The sequence below is a fragment of the Zeimonas arvi genome (assembly GCF_008039575.1).
Classification (GTDB): domain Bacteria; phylum Pseudomonadota; class Gammaproteobacteria; order Burkholderiales; family Burkholderiaceae_E; genus Zeimonas; species Zeimonas arvi.
The window spans coordinates 612,671-632,774 of record NZ_VDUY01000001.1 but is presented as its reverse complement, the minus strand read 5'-3'; the positions used below and the strand labels follow the sequence as shown (position 1 = coordinate 632,774).

General features: G+C 72.3%; 16 protein-coding genes and 2 pseudogenes. 12 read left to right on the top strand and 6 right to left on the bottom strand.

Going from position 1 to position 20,104, the window contains the following annotated elements:
- The first annotated feature begins 83 nt into the window (after nucleotides 1-83).
- The 5 genes from FHP08_RS02940 to xerD are packed head-to-tail and all read left to right on the top strand — an operon-like array spanning nucleotide 84 to nucleotide 7,984.
- The gene (locus FHP08_RS02940; protein WP_147702793.1) at nucleotides 84-1,274 is read left to right on the top strand and encodes an efflux RND transporter periplasmic adaptor subunit; all 1,191 of its coding nucleotides are present in this window, start codon (nucleotides 84-86) and stop codon (nucleotides 1,272-1,274) included.
- Between the two features lie 2 nt (nucleotides 1,275-1,276).
- Nucleotides 1,277-4,426 carry an efflux RND transporter permease subunit gene (locus tag FHP08_RS02935; protein ID WP_147702792.1) on the top strand — a complete coding sequence of 1,050 codons (3,150 nt, stop codon included), beginning with the start codon at nucleotides 1,277-1,279 and terminating at the stop codon, nucleotides 4,424-4,426.
- Nucleotides 4,423-5,865, top strand: a complete 1,443-nt coding sequence (locus FHP08_RS02930) for an efflux transporter outer membrane subunit (RefSeq protein WP_147702791.1) — start codon at nucleotides 4,423-4,425, stop codon at nucleotides 5,863-5,865. The genes FHP08_RS02935 and FHP08_RS02930 overlap by 4 nt, the downstream gene beginning before the upstream one ends.
- A complete protein-coding gene (locus FHP08_RS02925; protein WP_147702790.1) occupies nucleotides 5,862-7,073 on the top strand; it encodes a chalcone isomerase family protein in 1,212 nt (403 codons plus the stop codon). The genes FHP08_RS02930 and FHP08_RS02925 overlap by 4 nt, the downstream gene beginning before the upstream one ends.
- A gap of 5 nt (nucleotides 7,074-7,078) precedes the next feature.
- Nucleotides 7,079-7,984, top strand: a complete 906-nt coding sequence (gene xerD, locus FHP08_RS02920; RefSeq protein ID WP_147702789.1) for a site-specific tyrosine recombinase XerD — start codon at nucleotides 7,079-7,081, stop codon at nucleotides 7,982-7,984.
- A gap of 37 nt (nucleotides 7,985-8,021) precedes the next feature.
- On the opposite strand, the gene FHP08_RS02915 is transcribed toward xerD, so the two are convergent.
- The 4 genes and pseudogenes from FHP08_RS02915 to FHP08_RS02900 form a co-directional block, all read right to left on the bottom strand.
- On the bottom strand, nucleotides 8,022-8,609 hold the full coding sequence (locus FHP08_RS02915; RefSeq protein WP_187272144.1) for a Uma2 family endonuclease: 588 nt from the start codon (nucleotides 8,607-8,609) through the stop codon (nucleotides 8,022-8,024).
- A gap of 37 nt (nucleotides 8,610-8,646) precedes the next feature.
- Nucleotides 8,647-8,901, bottom strand: a pseudogene (locus FHP08_RS02910) (cation transporting ATPase C-terminal domain-containing protein); the annotation flags it as partial.
- Between the two features lie 10 nt (nucleotides 8,902-8,911).
- Nucleotides 8,912-9,397: a homoprotocatechuate degradation operon regulator HpaR gene (gene hpaR, locus FHP08_RS02905; protein WP_147702786.1), complete on the bottom strand. Its 486-nt coding sequence runs from the start codon at nucleotides 9,395-9,397 to the stop codon at nucleotides 8,912-8,914.
- Entirely contained in the window at nucleotides 9,384-9,878 is a 495-nt protein-coding gene (locus FHP08_RS02900; protein WP_147702785.1) for a fumarylacetoacetate hydrolase family protein, read from the bottom strand. The genes hpaR and FHP08_RS02900 overlap by 14 nt, the downstream gene beginning before the upstream one ends.
- 161 nt (nucleotides 9,879-10,039) lie before the next feature.
- Between FHP08_RS02900 and FHP08_RS02895 the strand changes: the two genes are divergently transcribed.
- Nucleotides 10,040-10,927: a diacylglycerol/lipid kinase family protein gene (locus tag FHP08_RS02895; protein WP_187272143.1), complete on the top strand. Its 888-nt coding sequence runs from the start codon at nucleotides 10,040-10,042 to the stop codon at nucleotides 10,925-10,927.
- Between the two features lie 425 nt (nucleotides 10,928-11,352).
- A pseudogene (locus FHP08_RS02890) lies at nucleotides 11,353-11,499 on the top strand (class II aldolase/adducin family protein); the annotation flags it as partial.
- A 22-nt stretch (nucleotides 11,500-11,521) separates the two neighbouring features.
- On the opposite strand, the gene FHP08_RS02885 reads toward FHP08_RS02890, so the two are convergent.
- The gene (locus FHP08_RS02885) at nucleotides 11,522-13,918 is read right to left on the bottom strand and encodes a putative bifunctional diguanylate cyclase/phosphodiesterase (RefSeq protein WP_147702783.1); all 2,397 of its coding nucleotides are present in this window, start codon (nucleotides 13,916-13,918) and stop codon (nucleotides 11,522-11,524) included.
- Between the two features lie 330 nt (nucleotides 13,919-14,248).
- Here FHP08_RS02885 and FHP08_RS02880 point away from each other — a divergent pair, with 330 nt between their 5' ends.
- The 4 genes from FHP08_RS02880 to FHP08_RS02865 are packed head-to-tail and all read left to right on the top strand — an operon-like array spanning nucleotide 14,249 to nucleotide 17,463.
- Nucleotides 14,249-15,277 (top strand): 2-dehydropantoate 2-reductase, encoded by a 1,029-nt coding sequence (locus FHP08_RS02880; RefSeq protein WP_147702782.1) that lies wholly within the window; start codon nucleotides 14,249-14,251, stop codon nucleotides 15,275-15,277.
- Between the two features lie 7 nt (nucleotides 15,278-15,284).
- Nucleotides 15,285-15,770, top strand: coding sequence for a Cys-tRNA(Pro) deacylase (gene ybaK / locus FHP08_RS02875; RefSeq protein WP_147702781.1), 486 nt, complete (start codon nucleotides 15,285-15,287; stop codon nucleotides 15,768-15,770).
- Between the two features lie 51 nt (nucleotides 15,771-15,821).
- Nucleotides 15,822-16,505, top strand: a complete 684-nt coding sequence (gene plsY, locus FHP08_RS02870) for a glycerol-3-phosphate 1-O-acyltransferase PlsY (protein WP_147702780.1) — start codon at nucleotides 15,822-15,824, stop codon at nucleotides 16,503-16,505.
- A gap of 7 nt (nucleotides 16,506-16,512) precedes the next feature.
- Nucleotides 16,513-17,463 carry an ROK family protein gene (locus FHP08_RS02865; RefSeq protein WP_147702779.1) on the top strand — a complete coding sequence of 317 codons (951 nt, stop codon included), beginning with the start codon at nucleotides 16,513-16,515 and terminating at the stop codon, nucleotides 17,461-17,463.
- 28 nt (nucleotides 17,464-17,491) lie between these two features.
- Here FHP08_RS02865 and tsaD read toward each other — a convergent pair whose 3' ends face one another.
- Nucleotides 17,492-18,565, bottom strand: coding sequence for a tRNA (adenosine(37)-N6)-threonylcarbamoyltransferase complex transferase subunit TsaD (tsaD, locus tag FHP08_RS02860; RefSeq protein WP_147702778.1), 1,074 nt, complete (start codon nucleotides 18,563-18,565; stop codon nucleotides 17,492-17,494).
- 74 nt (nucleotides 18,566-18,639) lie between these two features.
- Between tsaD and FHP08_RS02855 the strand changes: the two genes are divergently transcribed.
- A complete protein-coding gene (locus tag FHP08_RS02855) occupies nucleotides 18,640-19,866 on the top strand; it encodes a BaiN/RdsA family NAD(P)/FAD-dependent oxidoreductase (RefSeq protein ID WP_147702777.1) in 1,227 nt (408 codons plus the stop codon).
- Nucleotides 19,867-20,104 lie beyond the last annotated feature (238 nt).

Genomic DNA, 20,104 nt, shown 5'->3' with positions numbered 1-20,104 from the left:
ACCGGGAGTGTAGCGGTCGGCTCGATTGACACAAAAATGTCTCATTCGGTACAATTCAATCACTACTCCGAATCGGACTCCCCATGCCTGTCACCTCTTCGGCCGCCCGCGTCGCCGGCGTCGCCTTGCTGACCCTGTCGGTCGCCACCGGATGCGGCCGTGATCCTTCCGCCGCGCAGCCGACGGGCGCCGCCCCGCCCCCGGCGCCGGTCGCCATCGTGGTGGCCGAGCCGACCCCCACGATCGTCTCGAGCGAACTGCCCGGCCGCCTCGAGCCGACGCGGATCGCCGAGGTCCGCGCTCGCGTGCCCGGCATCGTGCAGAAGCGGGCCTTTCGCGAAGGCAGCGAGGTCAAGGCGGGTCAGTTGCTGTTCCGGATCGACCCCGCGCCGCTGCAGGCCGACCTGGCTGCGGCCGACGCGAGCCTGCAGCGCGCCGAGGCGGCGCTCGCGCTGGCGCGCGCCGAGGTGGCCCGTTTCGAGCCGCTGGTCAAGGCGAACGCGATCAGCCGCCAGCAGTTCGACAACGCGCTGGCCCAGCAGAAGCTCGCCCAGGCCGACGTGGCCGCGATGCGCGCCGCCCGCGACCGCGCCCGCCTGAATCTCGGCTATGCCACGGTCGGCGCGCCGATCTCCGGGCGCATCGGCCGCGCGCTGGTGACCGAGGGCGCCCTGGTCGGCCAGGGCGAGCCCACGCCGATGGCCACCATCCAGCAGCTCGATCCGATCTACGTGGACTTCACCCAGCCCGCCACCGAGCTGGCCCGGCTGCGCAAGGCCTTCGAAAGCGGCAGCGTCGAAAGGGTGGCCGGCGAGTCGGCGCGGGTCGCGCTGGTCCTCGACGACGGCACCGAGCATCCCGCGACCGGCAAGCTGCTGTTCTCCGACGTGACGGTGGACCCCGGCACCGGCCAGGTCACGCTGCGCGCCGAGTTCCCCAATCCGGACCGCAGCCTGCTGCCGGGCATGTACGTGCGCGTGCGGCTCGAGCAGGGCGTGGACCGGCAGGCGATCCGGCTGCCGCGCCAGGCGATCCAGCGCTCGTCCGACGGCGGCGCCTGGGTCTGGGTGGTCGGCGACGACGACGTGCCGGCGCAGCGCACGGTGACGACCGGCGCCACGGTCGGCGACGAGCTGATCGTCCGCGAGGGCCTGAAGCCGGGTGATCGGGTCGTGGTCGAGGGCTTCCAGAAGATCCGCCCCGGCGCACCGGTGAGCGCCGAGCCCTGGGTGGCGCGTGGCACGGGCGTCGCCGACGCCGCCCCGAGGTCCTGACCATGCCGAAGTTCTTCATCGAGCGGCCGATCTTCGCCTGGGTGGTGGCGCTGTTCATCATCCTGGCCGGCTTGCTGGCCATTCCAGGTCTGCCGATCTCGCAGTACCCGAGCGTGGCGCCGCCCAGCGTGGAGATCAGCGCCACCTATCCGGGCGCCTCGGCGGAGACCGTGGACCAGGCGGTCACCAGCCTGATCGAGCAGGAGCTCAACGGCGCCAAGGGCATGCTGTACTACGAGTCGCAGAGCAACTCGTACGGCCGTGCGCAGATCACCGCCACCTTCGCGCCGGGCACCGATCCCGAGCTGGCCACGGTCGACGTGCAGAACCGGATCAAGAAGGCCGAGTCGCGCCTGCCGCAGGCGGTCATGCAGATGGGCTTGCAGGTGGAGAAGGCCAGTAGCAGCTTCCTGCTGGTGGCCACCCTGTCGTCGCAGGACGGCCGGCTCGACCAGCTCGGGCTGGCCGACTACATCACCCGCAACGTCATCAACGAGATCCGGCGCGTGCCCGGTGTCGGCAAGGCCGAGCTCTACGCGGCGCAGCGCGCCATGCGGATCTGGCTGGACCCCGAGAAGCTGGTCGGATACCGGCTGAGCGCGGCCGAGGTCAACGCGGCCATCGCCGCCCAGAACCGGCAGGTGCCTGCCGGCGCGATCGGCGATCGCCCGGCGCCCGACACGCAGCAGGTGAGCGCCTCGGTGATCGTCCGGGGCCTGCTCGGCTCGCCCGAGGAGTTCGGCGCGATCGTGCTGCGCGCCAACCCCGACGGCTCCACCGTGCGCCTGCGCGACGTGGCCCGCATCGAGATCGGCGGCGAGACCTACCAGTTCGGCGCGCGCCTGAACGGCAAGGAGACCGCGGCAGTGGCGGTCCAGCTCGCCCCTGGAGCCAACGCGCTGCAGACCGCCACCGACGTCGAGGCCAAGCTCGAGGAGCTCTCGCGCTATTTTCCGGCCGGCGTGAGCTACGAGATCCCGTACAACACTGCGCCCTTCGTCAAGATCTCGATCGAGCAGGTGGTCAAGACGCTGGCCGAGGCGATGGTGCTGGTGTTCCTGGTGATGTTGCTGTTCCTGCAGAACCTGCGCTACACGCTGATCCCCACCATCGTCGTCCCGATCGCGCTGCTGGGCACCTTCGCGGTGATGCTGGTGGCGGGCTTCTCGATCAACGTGCTCACGATGTTCGGCATGGTGCTGGCGATCGGCATCCTGGTCGACGACGCGATCGTCGTGGTCGAGAACGTCGAGCGGATCATGGCCGAGGAGGGTCTGTCGCCGAAGGAGGCCACCCGCAAGGCCATGGGCCAGATCACCGGCGCCATCGTCGGCATCACGCTGGTGCTGGCCGCGGTGTTCCTGCCGCTGGCCTTCATGTCCGGCTCGGTGGGCGTGATCTACCGGCAGTTCTCGTTGTCGATGGCCACCTCGATCCTGTTCTCGGGCTTCCTGGCCTTGTCGCTCACGCCAGCCTTGTGCGCCACCTTGCTGAAGCCGATCCCGGCGGGCCACCACGAGAAGAAGGGTTTCGCCGGCTGGTTCAACCGCCGCTTTCACCGCGTCACCGACCGGTACGAGGGCTGGGTCGGCGCGCTGGTCGGGCGGGCCGGCCGCACGCTCTTCGTCTACGCGCTGCTGCTCGGCGTACTGGCGTTCAGCTTCATGCGCCTGCCCTCGGCCTTCCTGCCGGTCGAGGACCAGGGCTACGTGATCACCGACGTGCAACTGCCGGCCGGCGCCACCGCCAACCGCACGCTCGCGGCGCTCGGCCAGCTCGAGGCGCACTACCTGTCGCGCCCCTCGGTCGACAGCATCGTCGCGATCACCGGCTTCAGCTTCTCGGGCATGGGGCAGAACGCCGGCCTGGCCTTCACCGTGTTCAAGGACTGGTCCGAGCGTGGTCCCGCCGAGTCGGCGCAGGCCGAGGCCGACCGCGCCAACGGCGCGATGTTCATGGGCGTGAAGGACGCGCAGATGTTCTCGCTGGTGCCGCCGGCGATTCCCGAGCTCGGCACCGCCAGCGGCTTCAGCCTGCGGCTGCAGGACCGCGGCGGGATCGGCCACGACGCCCTGCTGGCGGCGCGCGACCAGCTGCTGGCCGCGGTCGCCCAGAGCCCGGTGATCGCCTACGCGCGGGTCGAGGGCCTGGAGGACGCGCCCCAGCTGCAGCTGGAGATCGACCGCGACAAGGCGAGCGCGCTCGGGGTGGACTTCGGCGCGATCGCCAGCACGGTGTCGACCGCGCTCGGCTCGGCCACGATCAACGACTTCGCCAATTTCGGGCGGATGCAGCGGGTGATCGTGCAGGCCGACGCGGCCAGCCGGATGAGCCCGGAGGCGCTGCTCGATCTGAACGTGCCTGGCAGTCGCGGCGGCATGGTGCCGCTGTCGGCCTTCGCGACCACGTCGTGGACCACCGGTCCGGTGCAGCTGATCCGCTACAACGGCTATCCCTCGTACAAGATCTCCGGCGACGCGAAGCCCGGCTTCAGCACCGGCCAGGCCATGGCCGAGATGGAGCGGCTGGTCGGCGAGCTGCCGGCCGGCATCGGCTACGAGTGGACGGGCCAGTCGCTGCAGGAGCGCGAATCGGGCGCCCAGGCGCCGATGCTGATGGCGCTCGCGCTGATCGTGGTGTTCCTGGTGCTGGCCGCGCTCTACGAGAGCTGGGCCATCCCGCTGTCGGTGCTGCTGATCGTGCCGCTGGGCGTGATCGGCGCGGTACTGGCGGTCACGCTGCGCGGCATGCCGAACGACGTGTTCTTCAAGGTCGGACTGATCACGATCATCGGCCTGTCGGCCAAGAACGCGATCCTGATCGTCGAGTTCGCGAAGGACCTGGTCGCCCAGGGCAAGGGCACGATCGCGGCGGCGGTCGAGGCGGCGCGGCTGCGCTTTCGCCCGATCGTGATGACCTCGCTGGCCTTCATCCTGGGCGTCGTGCCGCTGGCCATCGCCAGCGGCGCCAGCTCGGCCAGCCAGCGGGCGATCGGCACCGGCGTGCTGGGCGGAATGATCGCCGCCACCCTGCTCGGTGTCCTGTTCGTGCCTGTATTCTTCGTTGCGGTCCAGCGCCTGTTCGGCCGGCGCCGCGACCAGTCGACGGCGGCCGTCGAGGGCGACGGGCTTGCCACGGAGCACCAGGAATGAGAACCGCACTCACGATTCCGCTGATCGCCCTGTCGCTGGGCGCCTGTTCGCTCGCGCCGGTCTACGAGCGCCCGCAGGCGCCGGTGGCCGCCGCCTGGAAGGTGGACGGCGCCGGCGCGCCGCGCGCCGCGGGCGACGCGGCGCCGGGTGCGGCCGCCGACATCGGCTGGCGCGACTTCTACGCCGAGCCCGCGCTGCGGCGGCTGATCGATCGCGCGCTCGAGCACAACCGCGACCTGCGCATCGCGATCCTCAACATCGAGGCGGCGCGCGCCCAGTACGGCATCCGCCGCGCCGACGAACTGCCCACGGTGGGCGCCGGCGCGAGCGCCAGCCGCCAGCGGGTGCCCGCCGACCTTTCGCCCACCGGGCGATCCGCGATCAGCGACCGCTACCAGGTCGACGTCGGCGTGACCGGCTTCGAGCTCGATTTCTTCGGCCGCGTGCGCAGCCTGAGCGAGGCCGCGCTGGCCGAGTACCTGGCCACCGAAGAGGCCGCCCGCGCGGCGCGGATCGGCCTGGTCGCGCAAGTCGCCGGCGGCTGGCTTGCCGAACGGGCGGCGGCCGAGCAGATCGCGCTGCTCGAGCGCACGATCGAGGCCCGACGGCGCAGCTACGAGCTGATCCGCCTGCGCCACGGCGCGGGCGTGGCCTCGGAACTGGAGCTGCGCCAGGCCGAGGGCCTGCTCGAAGGGGCGCGCGCCGAGCTCGCCGAGGCCCGGCGCGCGCGGCTGCAGGCCCGCAACGGCCTGGAGCTGCTGGTCGGCGCGCCGCTGGCCGACGAGGACCTGGCGGACAGTGTCTCGCTCGCCGAGGCCCGGGTGCAGGCCGCGCCGCCGGCGGGCCTGCCCTCGGCGCTGCTCGAGCGCCGCCCCGACGTCCTGGCGGCCGAGCAGCGCCTGCGCGGCGCCAATGCCAGCATCGGCGCCGCCCGCGCGGCCTTCTTTCCGCGCATCGCGCTGACCGGCGCGCTGGGCACCGCCAGCCGCGAGCTGTCGGGTCTCTTCGGTGGCGGCTCGGGCATCTGGAGCTTCGTGCCGCAGATCTCGCTGCCGCTCTTCGACGCCGGCCGCAACCAGGCCAACCTCGACCTCGCCGAGGCCCGTCGCAACATCGCGGTGGCCGACTACGAGCGCACGATCCAGCGGGCCTTCCGAGAAGTGGCCGACGCCCTGGCCGCGCGCAGCACGATCGGCGAGCGCCTGCGGGCATTGCAGGCCCAGGTCGACGCTGCCGCGCGCACCCTCGAGCTGTCCGAGCTGCGCTACCGCACTGGTGTGGACAGCCAGCTGCAGTGGCTCGAGGCCCAGCGCAGCCTGCTGGGCGCGGAGCAGGGGCTGCTGGCGGCGCGCGCCGCCGAGCTGGCCAATCGGGTGGAGCTCTACAAGGCGCTGGGCGGCGGCTGGAACGAGCGCTCGGCGAGCGGCGCAGCCTCATGAGCGTCGAACGCGACCAGCTGCTGCGCGCGATCGCGACGGTCCTCACCGACCAGCCGCGGCTTCCGATGGAGCAGCTCGCGCAGGCGATCGGCATCAGCCGGGCGACGCTGCACCGGATGTTTCCGAATCGCGAGGCCATCGTCGAAGCGGTCCTGGCGCTGGCGCTCGAGGCGAGCCGAGAGGCGATCGACAGCGCGGCCATCGACCAAGGTCCCGCCGACGAGGCGCTCAGGCGGCTGGTGGCCACCTTCATGCCGAACGCGGTGCTGTACCTGTTCCTGCAATCGGCGCGCCAGGAGCGCTGCGGGCAGGCCGACACCTGGCTGGCCAGGTTCGAACCGAACCGGCAGCGGGTGCTTGCCCTGTTCCGGCGCGGGCAAGAGGAAGGCTGCCTGCGCGTGGACCTGACCGCGCAGTGGATGCACGACGCCACGAGCGCGCTGCTGTTCGAGGCGGCGAATTCGGTGCGCGAAGGCCGGCTGGCCGCGGCCGACGCGGTGGAGTCGGTCCTGACCGTCCTGCTCGATGGCGCCCGGCGCCGGCCTGCGCCGGCGGCCGGGCGTTCGACCGCGGGGCTGGCCTCGGCACTGGCCGTCTCGCTCGCGCTTTGGGGCGGCTTGCCGGCGTCGGGCCATGCGGTCGAGGTGGAAGGCGTGCACTTCGACGACGCGGTCGCCCTGGGCGGCGCCACGCTCTCGGTGAACGGCACCGGCCTGCGCGAGGTCTACATCGTGAAGACCTGGGTGGCCGCGTTGTACACGCCCGGGCCGGTGCGCAGCGCCCAGGCGCTGATCGCCGATCCCGGCCCGCGCCGGCTGGCGATCTCGCTGCTGGCCGACGTCTCGATCGATCGCATCGCGCGCGGCATTCTCGACGCGATCCGCCGCAACCACGACCCCCTGCTGCTGGCCTCGATCGACGCGCAGATCAAGGCCTTCGTGGCGACCTTGCGCGCGATCGGGCCCACCCAGAAGGGCGACCGGCTCACGCTCGACCTGGCGGAAGGCAGCACGCGCGTTTCCTTCAACGACATGATGGTCGGCGAGCCGATCGCCGGACTGCTGTTCCGCGACGCGCTGCTGCGCGCCTTCGTGGGTGCGCAGCCGATCGACGTCGACCTGCAGCGCGGCCTGCTCGGCTTGCCGCCTCAGGAGGCGGCCGGGCAGGCCGGCTCGGCCGGCCCGGCGGGCGCGGCCCGATCCGACTGAGCGCCATGGAGCGAGCGGCCGAGGATTCCTCGCGGCTCGTGGAGGCCTTCTGCGAGGCCCTCTGGCTCGAGGACGGACTGGCCAGGAACACGCTGGACGCCTACCGGCGCGACCTCCTGCTCTACGCGCACTGGCTGCGGGCCGAATCGGCGCCCCCGCTGGCCGACGCCGGGGCGAGCGAGCTGCAGCGCTACATCGCCGCGCGCCACCCCGCGTCGAAGGCGACCAGCGCGAACCGGCGGCTCACCGTGTTCCGGCGCTTCTATCGGTGGCTGGTGCGCGAGCGCCGGCGCGAAGACGACCCCACGCTCCACATCCGGTCGGCCCGCCAGGCGCCGCGCTTCCCGAAGACCTTGTCCGAGCAGCAGGTCGAGGCCCTGCTCGCGGCGCCCGACACCGACAGCGCGCTGGGCCAGCGCGACCGCGCGATGCTGGAAACCCTGTACGCGACCGGCCTGCGCGTGTCCGAGCTGGTGGGGCTGCGCACCGTCGAGGTCGGCCTGAACGAGGGCGTGGTGCGCATCGTGGGCAAGGGCGACAAGGAGCGCCTGGTGCCGCTGGGCGACGAGGCCCGCGACTGGATCGCGCGCTGGCTGGCCGAAGGCCGGCGCGAACTGCTGGGCGCGCGGCCCAGCGACGCGATCTTCGTGACCCGGCTGGGCGGGCCGATGAGCCGGCAGATGTTCTGGAACCTGGTCAAGCGCTACGCCCGTGAAGCCGGCATCCACGCGCCGCTGTCGCCGCACGTGCTGCGCCATGCCTTCGCCACGCACCTGCTCAATCACGGCGCTGACCTGCGGGTGGTCCAGATGCTGCTCGGTCACGCCGACATCTCGACCACCCAGATCTACACGCACGTGGCGCGCGAGCGGCTCAAGGCGCTGCACGCGAAGCATCATCCTCGCGGCTGATCCGGGGCCCGCAGCCGGGCGCCAGCCGCCGCGGCATTCAGCTGCTTACCGTGCGGGGCCAGATCTCGTCGGAGCGCAGCACGAGCCTGGGCAAGGCCCGCGGCGCGACGGAGAAGGGCGCCTCGAGCGTTTCCGAGGAGGCCCAGGATGCGTCGGCCGCCAGCGGACCAAGGAATCGGTGCAGCCGGCGCGCGCCGACCTCGACGATCCAGTATTCGGCGACGCCATGCCCGGCGTACAGCCGCGCCTTGGTGTTCCGGTCGTAGCGCAGCGACGAGTCGGCGACCTCGATCGCCAGCAGCACATCGGCCGAACCCGGGTGGGCCGACGCGTAGTCGTCGGGGCGAGGCGCCAGCAACATGAAGTCCGGCTGCGGCATCGACCAGGGCGGAAGGCTCATCGGGTGCGCGACCGAGACGATCGCGCCGTCGCCCGCCCGCCGAATCAACAGGCGGTTCAGGCGATTGGTTACCGACATGTGGCCGGGTCCGATCGGGGGCATGTCGATCAGGTCTCCTTCGATCAGCTCGACGCGAGCGTCGGGCGCAAGGACACCTGCCTCGCCGAGGCGCATGTAGTCGTCGATCGACAGCTTGTGCCGGGTGGGCTCGATGACGGCGTTCATCTGGCGTAAGTCCCTGTTGCAGACATGCTGCACCAGTCTATCGCGGCCCGCCATCGGCCAGAAGGCCTATCCGCCGGCCTGTCGCCACGCCCATCCGCCGGATCACCGCCTTCTCGATCTCCTCGACCACGAAGACCAGCAGGCCGGCGCCGATGGCCCGCAGCCACTCCCCCGGCGAGAGGCGCGCCGAGCCGAAGATCGCGTGCATGACCGGCGTATGCGTATGCAGCCGCTGCAGCACCGCGCAGGCCGCGATCGAGGCCAGCACGTAGCGGTTTGCCGAGCAGGCCGGCCGGAAGGCCTTACCGCACGCCTTTGACCCGGCGCAAACGTTCTGGAAGTTCTCCGAGCAGTGCGTAGAGCTGGTCCATGCGGTCGGCGCCGATGCGCTCGCCGATCGCGCGGTAGCGCGCCTCCGAGTGGGGCGCCACCGTGGCGATCAGGCGCCGGCCTGCCGCCGAGATCGCGATCCGGGCGGCGCGCTGGTCGTCGGCCTCGGCGCCGCGAGAGATCAGCCGCCTCTGCTCGAGCGCCTTGAGGATCCGCGTCAGGCTGGGGCCGCTGATCAGGGTCAGCGCCGCGAGCTGGCTGGCGCGCAGCGACTCGGCGGTGGTCAGCGCGCGCAGGACGCGCCACTGCGTCTCGGTGATGCCGCGCTCGCGCAGGATCGGCCTGAACTCGGCCATCACCGCCTGGTGGCTGCGCAGCAGCATCGGCAGCGATTGCGAGAAGTCGCGCAGCGGCGCCGTCGACTTGCCGGCCGGCGGCGTCCCGTCAGGCCGCTTCATCGCCGACCGCGTTGCTCGGCATCCCGATGCCGTCCACCTCGACCTCGATCGTGTCGCCGGGCACCAGCCAGCGGGGCGGGTCGAAGCGCGCGCCCTTGCCGATCACGATCGCGATCTCGCCCCCGTAGTCGAGCTGCGCGGACTCGGGCGGGCGCAGGATGGTCGCGCCGTGCGCGACCAGCGAATCGGGGGCGCGCATGAACAGGCTCGGGTACTTCGGGCGCTCGCTGACGTCCTGGTACGCCTCGTTGCGCTCGGCGTAGTCGATGCCGACGCAGACGATCTTCTCGGGGAAGGGGATGGGCCGGCACAGCGTCAGGTCGCCCGCGCGCAGGTCGGCATATCGGGGCAGGCGCGCGCCCAGGTCCACGACCGCCGCCTCGGCGTGCCAGCCCGCGGGCGGCGCGGAGCCGTCGACAGCGGTCTCGACCACCGCGCCGAAGGAGGCGCGCCCGGAATGCTCGAAGCTGATCAGTTTCATCGCTTCGCATGCGAACCAACTGGCGGCCCCCCGCTCCCGCGCCTTTCCATCGCTTCCTCCGCTCGCGCAGTTCGATTCCGGCCCCGGCACCTCGATCGCCGCTGGCCGTCGTGTCGGCTCGCCTGCTATCGTCGGCGACTTCCCGTTCGTCCGGCCCGGCCATGACTGCCACTGCCATCGTCATCGTCAACCCCAGGGCCGCCGGCGGGCGGGCGGCGAAGCTGGTCGAGCCGATTCGGGCCTGGCTTTCGCGCCACGCGCCGGGCACGCCGGTCCTGGCGGCCGGGCCCGACGAGCTCCGCAGCCGGCTGGCCGGCTTGTCGCCGGGCAGCCGGGCGGTCCTGGTCGGCGGCGACGGCAGCGTCCACCGTCTGTTGCCGGCTTTGCTGGCCGGCCGGCTCGAGCTGGGGCTGGTGCCGGTCGGCACTGGCAACGATTTCGCGCGCGCCCTGGGCGTGTTCGGACTCGGCCTCGAGGCCGCGCTCGCGCGGGCGCTGCGCGCGCCGGCCCTCCCCTGCGACGTGGGCGAGCTGCGTATGCCGGCGGGGGCCGTTCCTTTCGCCTCCAGCCTGTCGGCCGGCTTCGACGCCGCGGTGTCCCGGCGCGCGCTCGCGGTGCCGGGCTGGGTCGGTGGCATGCCCCGATACCTGGTCGCCACCTTGGCCGAACTCGTCGCACTGAAGTCCTGCCGGATCAGGGTCCTGGCCGACCGCCGCCTGCTGCACGAGGGCGAGGCGCTGTTTGCGGCCTGCCTGAACACGCCCAGCTATGGCTCCGGCATGCCGATCGCGCCGGCGGCCCGCATCGACGACGGCGTGCTCGATGCCGTGGTCGCCGGCCGCTTCGGCCGGGCGGGCGCGCTGGCGATGCTGCCCAGGCTGCTGCTCGGGCGCCATCTCGGGCATCCGCGGGTGCTGGCTGCGCAGTTCGCGGAGCTTGCGATCGAGGCCGATGCGCCGATCCCGATCGCAGCCGACGGCGAGCCGCTGGGCGAGACGACCTCGCTTGCGGTGCGGGTGCTGCCCGGCGCGCTGCGCGTGGTGCGGTGATGCCGTCGTGGCGGCCGACCGGGCTTTCAATTGACATGTTAAGCAATCGAACAGGAAGCCTCGTTCCGGCTGCGGTCGCACGGCGGGCCAGGCAGGAGGAGTCGATGCCCCGCATCGTCGTCGAGTACTCGGTGAATCTCCGCGAGCGGTTCGCGCCGCAGCGGCGGGCCGATCGCCTTCAGGAGACCACGCTCGCCGCCTGCGCGGTGTTCGACGCGCTGGTCGCGCACACGCAGGCGCTGTTCGCCGAGTCGCCGCTGGGCCTCACGCTCGAGCTGCGCGAGTCCGATCCGCGGCCCAGCCTCGAGCGCGTGAAGAGGATCCGCGTCGGCCATCCGCTCGACCCGACCACCGAGGTCGGACCGCTGATCCACCCGCGTCACTGCGAGAAGGTGCTGTCCTGTGCGCCCCTCGCGCGCCCCGACTGGCCGGTGAACCCGGCTGGCTTCACGGTGCACGCGGCGATCCACGAAGGCGTGGCCGGCGCGCACTGCGTGATGCACACGCACACCACCGCCGGCATGGCGGTGGCCCGCTCGCAAGGCGGGCTGTCGATGAGCGGCAGGTGGACCGGCTGGATCCGGGGTACAGGGCCTAGGAGCTCAGCAGCAGGGGCTCCGGCGACAGGCGCATTGCCTCGTGGAGGTGCATCCACTCGATGAGCTCGTCGAGCGGCATCGGGCGGGCCAGGTGGTAGCCCTGCACGATGTCGCAGCCCATCTCGCGCAGCAGCCGCTCGGCGGCGGCATTCTCCACGCCCTCGGCGATGACCTTCTTGCCCAGGTTGTGCGCGAGGGTGATCGTCGAGCGCACGATGATCGCGTCCTGCTCGTCGGTGGTCATGTCGCGCACGAAGGAACCGTCGATCTTCAGGAAGTCCAGCGGCAGCCGCTTGAGGTTGGCCAGCGAGGAGAAGCCGGTGCCGAAGTCGTCGAGCGCCAGGCCCACGCCCTGCCGGTCGAGCCGGTCGAGCAGCTCCGCGACCTGCGTGGTGTCGTGCATGATCGCCGTTTCGGTCAGCTCGACCACGATGTCCGGGCCCGACAGCTCGTGCGCGCGGAGCTGGCGTTCGATGTCCTGCACGCATCGGTCGTCGACCAGGTTGCGCGCCGAGAGATTCAGGGCCATCGGGCAGGCGAAGCCCTCGCGCCGGAGCCTCCGGCAGGCCTGCATCGCCATCGCGAGCACGGCCCGGGTGAAGGGGTGGATCAGCTCGCTCGCCTCGACCAGCGGCACGAACTCGCCCGGGGCGAGGAAGCCGCGCTTGGGGTGACGCCAGCGCACGAGCGCCTCCACGCCCATGATCCGGCCGGTGCGCAGCTCCTTCTCGGGCTGGAAGTGCAGCACCAGCTGGCCTTCGTCGAGCGCCTCGGTGAGCTCGGCGAGCAGCAGCAGCTTGTCGGCCGAGTGGGTGTCGGTGCGCCGGTCGTAGAGGCTCACGCCCAGGCCGTGGTGCTTGGCCCGGTACATCGCCACGTCGGCGGCGCGCAGCAGCTGGTGGCTGTTGGCGCCGTGCTCGGGGTACAGGGCCAGCCCGAGGCTCGCGCCGATCTTCAGGCTCATGCCGCCGATGTCGAAGGGGCGCTCGAGCGCGTCGCGGATCCGGTGGGCGCGCTCGAGCGCCGCATCGGGGGATTCCGCGTCGCGCAACAGGACCGCGAACTCGTCGCCGCCCAAGCGGCAGGTCAGCGCGTCCTCGTGCCCCGCCACGCGCTCGAGCCGCCGCGCGATCGCGCTCAGGAGATCGTCGCCGACCTCGTGCCCCAGGGTGTCGTTGATCTCCTTGAACCGGTCGAGGTCGAGCAGCATGACCGCCGGCTGGGCGCCGGCGCGCAGCCGGTCGGCGAGGCCGTCGAAGGTCTCGTGCAGGACGATCCGGTTGGGCAGCCCGGTCAGCGAGTCGTGGCGCGCGCGATAGAGCAGGTGCTGCAGGTGGCGCGCGCTCGCGATCGCCATCGACAGCGTGCGGGCCACCGCCTCGAGGCTCGCGGTGCGGCCCGGCCCGAAGCGCTCGACCACGCCGGCGCGATAGAACAGCGCGACGCAGCCCAGCGGCGCGCCCTGTTCGGTGAGCGGCAGCAGGGCGGCCCCGGCCAGGCCGCGCGCGGTGAGCGCCTCGCGGATCGCCGGCGTGTACAGGTGCTCGGCGGCCAGGTCGGCGGCGATCAGCGGCCGTCCTTCCCGGAAGGCTCGCTCGCTCCAGCTGCCCTGCAGCGTGAACCGGGCCGCGGTGTGCTCGAACCCGGCATCGAAGCCGTGGCTCGCCACCAGCTTCATGTCCCGGCCGTCCGGGGCCATCAGGTAGGTGGTCACCTGCTCGGCGCCGGCCACCTCGACGATGGTGTCGATCGCCACCCGCATGATCGCCTCCACGTCGCGAATGCTCTGGATCCGCGCCGAGAGCCGGTGGATCAGCTGCAGTTCGCTGTTGCGCGCCTGCAGGTCGCGCTGGATCCGGTGGCGGGTGTCGAGCTCCTCGCGAATCCGCCGCGCGTTCTCGCGCGCCACCCGCAGCTGCCTCAGGAAGCGGCGGTGCGCGTGCAGGCCGACGAAGGCCGAGACGGGCAGCATCACTGCGAGCGTGAGCAGGTGATCGGCGGGCCCGGTCGCGTCGAGGGCGATCCGCTGCGTGTGCTCGAGCCAGGCCACGGCGCAGGCGCCGACGCCGGCCGAGAAGGCGACGAGCATCCCGGCGCGCCAGCCGATGAACCAGCCTGCGATCGCGGGCAGCGCCGAAAGCGCCAGCAGGGAAGGCGCGCGGATGCCCCCGAGCAGCAAGGCATCGGCCAGGCTCAGCGCCAGGCTGCCGTAGAGGAAGACGCCGACCGCCAGCGTGGCGCCGCCCAGGCGAAGCGCGACCAGCCCGACCGCGGTCACGCCCGCGAACATCAGGCGGATCGCGAGGCGGGCCGGCGTCGTGTCGCCGGTCAGGTAGCCGAAGAGGGCCGCGGCGAGCACCAGCGTCGTGACGAGCAAGAGCAGGATCCTCACGACGCGCGCGTCGTGGTCACCGGCCCGATCTCTCGGCGCGGTAGGGCCGGCGGCTGGCGAGTTCCGGGCCGTTGGCAGCTTTCCTCTCCGTTGTGGTGGGTCGCGGCCGTCCAGACGGGTCGGCCGGGTTCCATCGTAAGTCGGCGCCCGGGCGCGTGGGCGGGATACTTGCATCGGGTCGTCGAATGCGCCGCACCGTCCGACGAACGGCGGTGCATCGCGCGGCCGATAGAATCGTGCCGTGGTCGCGCCGTCGAAGGGCGTGGCGGTCGTCGCCCGGCGGTCCCGTCGGCCGGGCTTTTGACTTTTCGTTCTCGGAGACATCGATTCATGCGCATCGGCATCGTCGGCCTCGGCGCCGTGGGCGGCCTTCTCGCCGCGCGGCTCGTCGCCGGAGGACACCAGGTGAGCGCGCTGGCGCGCGGCGCCACGCTCGAGCATGTCAGGCAGGACGGCCTCGCGCTGCTCGAGGGTGCCGAAGATCGCCCGCGCGAGACGCGGCTGCAGCTCCGGGTGTCCGACGATGCGGCCGAACTCGGCGAGCAGGATCTGGTCGTGCTCAGCGTCAAGACCACCGGCCTCGCCGATGTGGCGCAGCGGATCGGCCCGCTGCTCGGCCCCGACACAGCGGTGCTTTCTGCGATGAACGGCGTGCCCTGGTGGTTCTTCCACGGGCTCGACGAGGCGCTGGCGGGCCGCGAATGGCAGGCGATCGACGCGGGCGGCCGCATCGCGGCCGCGATTCCGGCCCGGCGGGTGCTGGGCGCCGTGGTGCACTTCTCCTGCGCGATGCCCGCCCCCGGCGTGGTCAGGCACGGGCAGGGCAATCGGCTGATCCTCGGCGAGCCGCAGGGCGGTGTCAGCGAGCGGTGCGCGCGCGCCGCGCAGGCGCTGCGTGACGGCGGATTCGAGGTCGAGGTCTCGCAACGGATCCAGCAGGACGTCTGGTTCAAGCTGTGGGGCAACATGACGATGAACCCGATCTCCGCGATCACCGGCGCCACTGCCGACCGCATCCTCGACGACCCGCTGGTCAGGGGCTTCATCTCGCGCGCGATGCGCGAGGCGGCCGCGATCGGCGAGCGGATCGGCCTGCCCATTCCGATCACGCCCGAGCAGCGCCACGAGGTCACGCGCAAGCTCGGCGCCTTCCGCACCTCGATGCTGCAGGACGTCGACGCCGGCAAGGCGGTGGAGCTCGACGCGCTGGTGGCGATCGTGGCCGAGATCGGCAGCGCGGTCGGGGTGCCCACGCCCGACATCGAGGCCTTGCTCGGCATCGCACGACTGCACGCGCGGGTGCGCGGCCTCTACCCGTGGCCCGCGCCCGTGGCGGCTGCCGTGGCGTCCGGGGCCTGAGGCAGCGATGGCCAGGCACGTTTCCGAGACTCCGGCCACCCAGCTGCTGCGCAAGCATCGGGTGGCCTTTGGCGAGCATCCCTACGACTACGTCGAGCACGGCGGCACCGGCGAGTCGGCCCGCCAGCTCGGCGTGGACGAGCACGCGGTCGTGAAGACCCTGGTCATGCAGGACGAGGCCGGCAAGCCGCTGATCGTGCTGATGCACGGCGATCGCAAGGTGTCCACCAAGAACCTCGCGCGGCAGGCCGGTCGCAAGAGCATCGAACCCTGCGCGCCCGACGTCGCGCAGCGGCATTCGGGCTACCTGGTGGGCGGCACCTCGCCCTTCGCCACCCGCAAGGCGATGCCGGTCTACGTGGAGGCCACGGTGCTCGAGTTGCCGAAGATATGGATCAACGGCGGGCGGCGCGGATTCCTGGTGTCGCTCGAGCCGCGGGTGCTGGTCGATCTGCTGCGCGCGCAGCCGGTAAACTGCGCGCTCGCCGACTGAGTCGGCAAGACGGGCGCGGCGTCGGCGCCCGTCGCGGATCCAGGGGGGAGCATGGAAGCGCTCTACAGCGTGCTGGCGGTCGTTGCCGCCTATCTGATCGGCTCGGTGTCGTTCGCGGTCGTCGTCAGCAAGGCGATGGGCCTGGCCGACCCGCGCAGCTACGGTTCGAAGAATCCGGGCGCCACCAACGTGCTGCGCACCGGCAATCGCAAGGCGGCCCTGTTCACGCTGCTGGGCGACGCGCTGAAGGGCGTCGCGGCGGTGCTGATCGCGAAGGCGCTCGCCGATCGCCTGGGCTTCGGCGACGGCACCATCGCGCTGGTGGCGCTGGCGGCCTTCGTCGGCCACCTGTTCCCGGTGTTCCATGGATTCAAGGGCGGCAAGGGCGTGGCCACCGCCGCCGGCGTGCTGATCGCCCTGCATCCGCTGCTTGGCCTGGGCACGCTGCTCACCTGGATCCTCATCGCCTGGTTCTTCCGCTACTCGTCGCTGGCCGCGCTGGTCTCGGCGGTCTTCGCGCCCCTCTGGTACATGTTCCTGTTCCGCCCGGATCCGATCGCGGCGGCGGTCGTGCTGATGAGCCTGCTGCTGGTCTGGCGGCACTCCGCCAACATCCAGAACCTGCTGGCCGGCAAGGAGAGCCGGATCGGGGAGAAGAAGGGTCAGGCGGGCACGCAGGGAAGGGAGAAGCGAGAAGAGAAGGCAAGGGGCAAGGGAGCGGGGCGAAGGGGCTAGGCGCGTGATGCGGATCGGCATCGACCTGGGCGGCACGAAGACCGAGGTCGTCGCGCTCGACGAGGCAGGGGGCGAGGCCTTTCGCCATCGCATTCCTTCTCCGCGCGGCGACTACGGCGCAACGCTCGCGGCGATCGCTTCGCTGGTCGGGCGGGCCGAGGCGCGCTGCGGGCCGGCCTCGTCGATCGGGATCGGCATCCCGGGCTCGCTGTCGCCGCACACCGGGCTGGTGCGCAATGCGAACTCCACCTGGCTGAACGGCCGGCCGCTGGGCGCCGACCTGGCGCGGGCGCTGGGCCGGCCGGTGGCCATCGCCAACGACGCCAACTGCTTCGCGCTGTCAGAGGCCACCGACGGCGCTGCGGCGGGCATGGGCGTGGTGTTCGGCGTGATCCTGGGCACCGGGGTCGGCGGCGGCATCGTGGTCCGCGGGCACCTGCTCGAAGGCGCCAACGGCATCGCCGGCGAATGGGGCCACAACCCGCTGCCCGGGCCCTTCGCCGAGGGCGAGTTGCCCGGGCCGCGATGCTGGTGCGGCCGGCGCGGCTGCATCGAGACCTGGCTCAGCGGGCCGGCGCTGGCCGCCGATCATGCCTGGGTCGCCGGTCACGAGCGGACAGCCGATCGTGAACGAGGGGCCGTCACTTCGCCGCCCGACCGCGATGCCTCGGCGGTCGTCGCCGCGATGCGATTCGGCGACCGGATGGCTGCGGAGAGCCTCGAACGCTATTTCGGCCGGCTGGCGCGCGCGCTGGCCGGCGTGATCAACCTGCTGGACCCGGATGCGATCGTGCTGGGCGGCGGCCTGAGCCGGGTCGACGAACTCTACGCGGAAGTGCCGCGCCGCCTGCCGCGGCTGGTGTTCGCCGATCGGGCACGCACGCCCCTCCTGCGGGCCAGGCACGGCGACTCGTCGGGCGTGCGCGGGGCCGCGCGGCTCGTCGCGTCGCAGGCCTGAGCCGGGGCGCGCCGCGACACGGGCGCGATCAGGCGGCGTCGAGCTCGTCGAGCGGCCAGCGCGGCCGGACCCGGAAGCCCTCCGGCGGCTTCAAGCCGGCCAGCTCGCCGCGCTCCTTCAGCGCCGCCAGGCGAAGCGCCCCGGCGAAGGCGATCATCGCGCCGTTGTCCGAGCACAGCGCCAGTTCGGGGAAGTGCACGCGGAATCGCCTGCGTTCCTGCTCGGCCGCCAGCCGCTCGCGCAGCCTTCGGTTGGCGCTGACGCCGCCGGCCACCACCAGCGTCTCGCGGCCCGCGTGCTGCAGCGCCTTCACGGACTTGGCGACCAGCACGTCGGTGATCGCGGCCTGCACCTCGGCGGCGATGTCGGCGCGCACCTGCCGCGGGTCGCGGGTCTCGGGGTTGCCCGAGCCGGCGCCTTCGTCGAGCTCGCGGCGCACCAGCGTGAGCACCGCGGTCTTCAGGCCGCTGAAGCTGAAGTCCAGGTCGCCCGAGCGCAGCATCGGGCGCGGCAACTCGTAGCGGCCGGGGCGGCCCGATTCGGCAAGCTTCGCGATGGCGGGCCCGCCCGGGTAGCCCAGGCCGAGCAGCTTGGCGCTCTTGTCGAAGGCCTCGCCGGCGGCGTCGTCCAGCGTGTCGCCCAGCAGCTCGTAGCGGCCCACGCCCTGCACGTCCATCAGCTGCGTGTGGCCGCCGGAGACCAGCAGCGCCACGAAGGGAAAGGCCGGCGGGTCGACCGCCAGCAGCGGCGACAGCAGGTGGCCCTCGAGGTGGTGCACGCCGATGGCCGGCACGCCCAGCGCCCAGGCCAGCGAGGCGCCCACGCCCGCGCCCACCAGCAGCGCGCCCGCCAGTCCGGGGCCGGCGGTGTAGGCCACTGCGTTCAGGTCGGAGAGGCCGAGCCCGGCTTCGTCGAGCACCTGGCGGGCGAGCGGCAGCACGCGGCGGATGTGGTCGCGCGAGGCGAGCTCCGGCACCACGCCGCCGTAGCGCTGGTGCATCGCGATCTGCGAGTGCAGCGCCTGGGCCAGCAGGCCGCGTTCGCTGCAGTGGAGCGCGACGCCGGTCTCGTCGCAGGAGGTTTCGATGCCGAGGACGATCATGCCGGGATTTTCTCATGCGGCCGGATGTCGGTCAGCGCCTGTGACACAGGCGACGCCTGCGATAATCCGCGCCCATGGCCCAGCGCTTCGATGCGATCGTGATCGGTGCCGGCGCTGCGGGCATGTACTGTGCCGCGCAGGCCGGTCGGCGCGGCCTGCGCGTGGCGCTGCTGGATCATTGGCCCCGGCTCGCCGAGAAGATCCGCATCTCCGGCGGCGGGCGCTGCAACTTCACCAATCTCGACGCCGGCCGCGTCGACCGTTTCGCCGGCGAGAACCCGGCCTTCGCGCGCAACGCGTTGCGCGCGCTGCCCCCCGGGCGCTTCATCGAGCAGGTGCGCCGGCGCGGCATCGCCTTCCACGAAAAGCACAAGGGTCAGCTTTTCTGCGACGAGTCGTCTGAGCGGATCATCGCGATGCTGCGCGAGGACTGCGACGCGGCCGGCGTGCACTGGTTCCGGCCGGTGACGGTCGACGACGTGGAGCCGGAAGCCGGCTTCGTGATCCGCACCCGCGAGGCGGGCGAGCTGCGCGCCGACGCCGTGGTGGTCGCCACCGGCGGGCTCGCGATCCCCAAGGCCGGCGCCAGCGACCTGGGCCTGCGGATCGCGCGGCGCTTCGGCCACCGCATCGTCGAACCGCGACCGGCGCTGGTGCCGCTGACCTTCGACGCCCAGGCCTGGCGGCCTTATGCCGAGCTGGCCGGCGTCGCGCTGCCCGTCACCGTCCGCGCACCCGGCACGCCCGGCGCGCCGGCCTTCGACGAGGACCTGCTGTTCACCCACCGCGGCCTGTCCGGCCCGGCGGTGCTGCAGATCTCCACCTTCTGGAAGCGCGGCGATCCGCTGGCGATCGACCTGGCGGCGGGCAACGACCTCACGGCGCGCCTGATCGAGGCCAAACGCGCCACCCGGCAACAACTGGCAGGCGCGCTCGCCGGCCTGCTGCCGCGGCGGCTGGCCGCGCGCTGGCTGGCCGACGAACGCTTCGCCGCGCTTTGCACGAAGCGCCTGGCCGAGATTGCCGACCGCGAACTGGCCACCGTGGCCGCCGCGCTGCGCGACTGGCAGATCGTGCCCACCGGCACCGAAGGCTTCAGGAAAGCCGAAGTCATGGCCGGCGGCGTGGCCACCGACGAGCTCGACCCGCGGTCGATGCAGTCGTTCAAGGCGCCCGGTCTCTATTTCGTGGGCGAAGTCGTCGACATCACCGGCTGGCTCGGCGGCTACAACTTCCAGTGGGCCTGGTCATCGGGCTTCCTGGCCGGGCAGGCCATCGGCCGCCGATCCGCAACGGCGTGATCGCGCGGCGCCCTGGCGCCTTCGTCCTATTGGAGCATGCGCCCGGGCCGGTGCGAGGCGGCAGCCCGCGTCCGGGCAAGCGCTGCGGCCCCGCCTGCGGCGGGGCTTCCCTCGCCCACCTCGAAATCTCGCACCCGCCTCGTAAGGGGCTTCGCCCCTACGAGCGGGTCCCGCGAGATTTCTTTCGGTGGCGCTCGGCTTGCACAATGCCCGGACGCGGGCTGCCGCCTCGCACCGG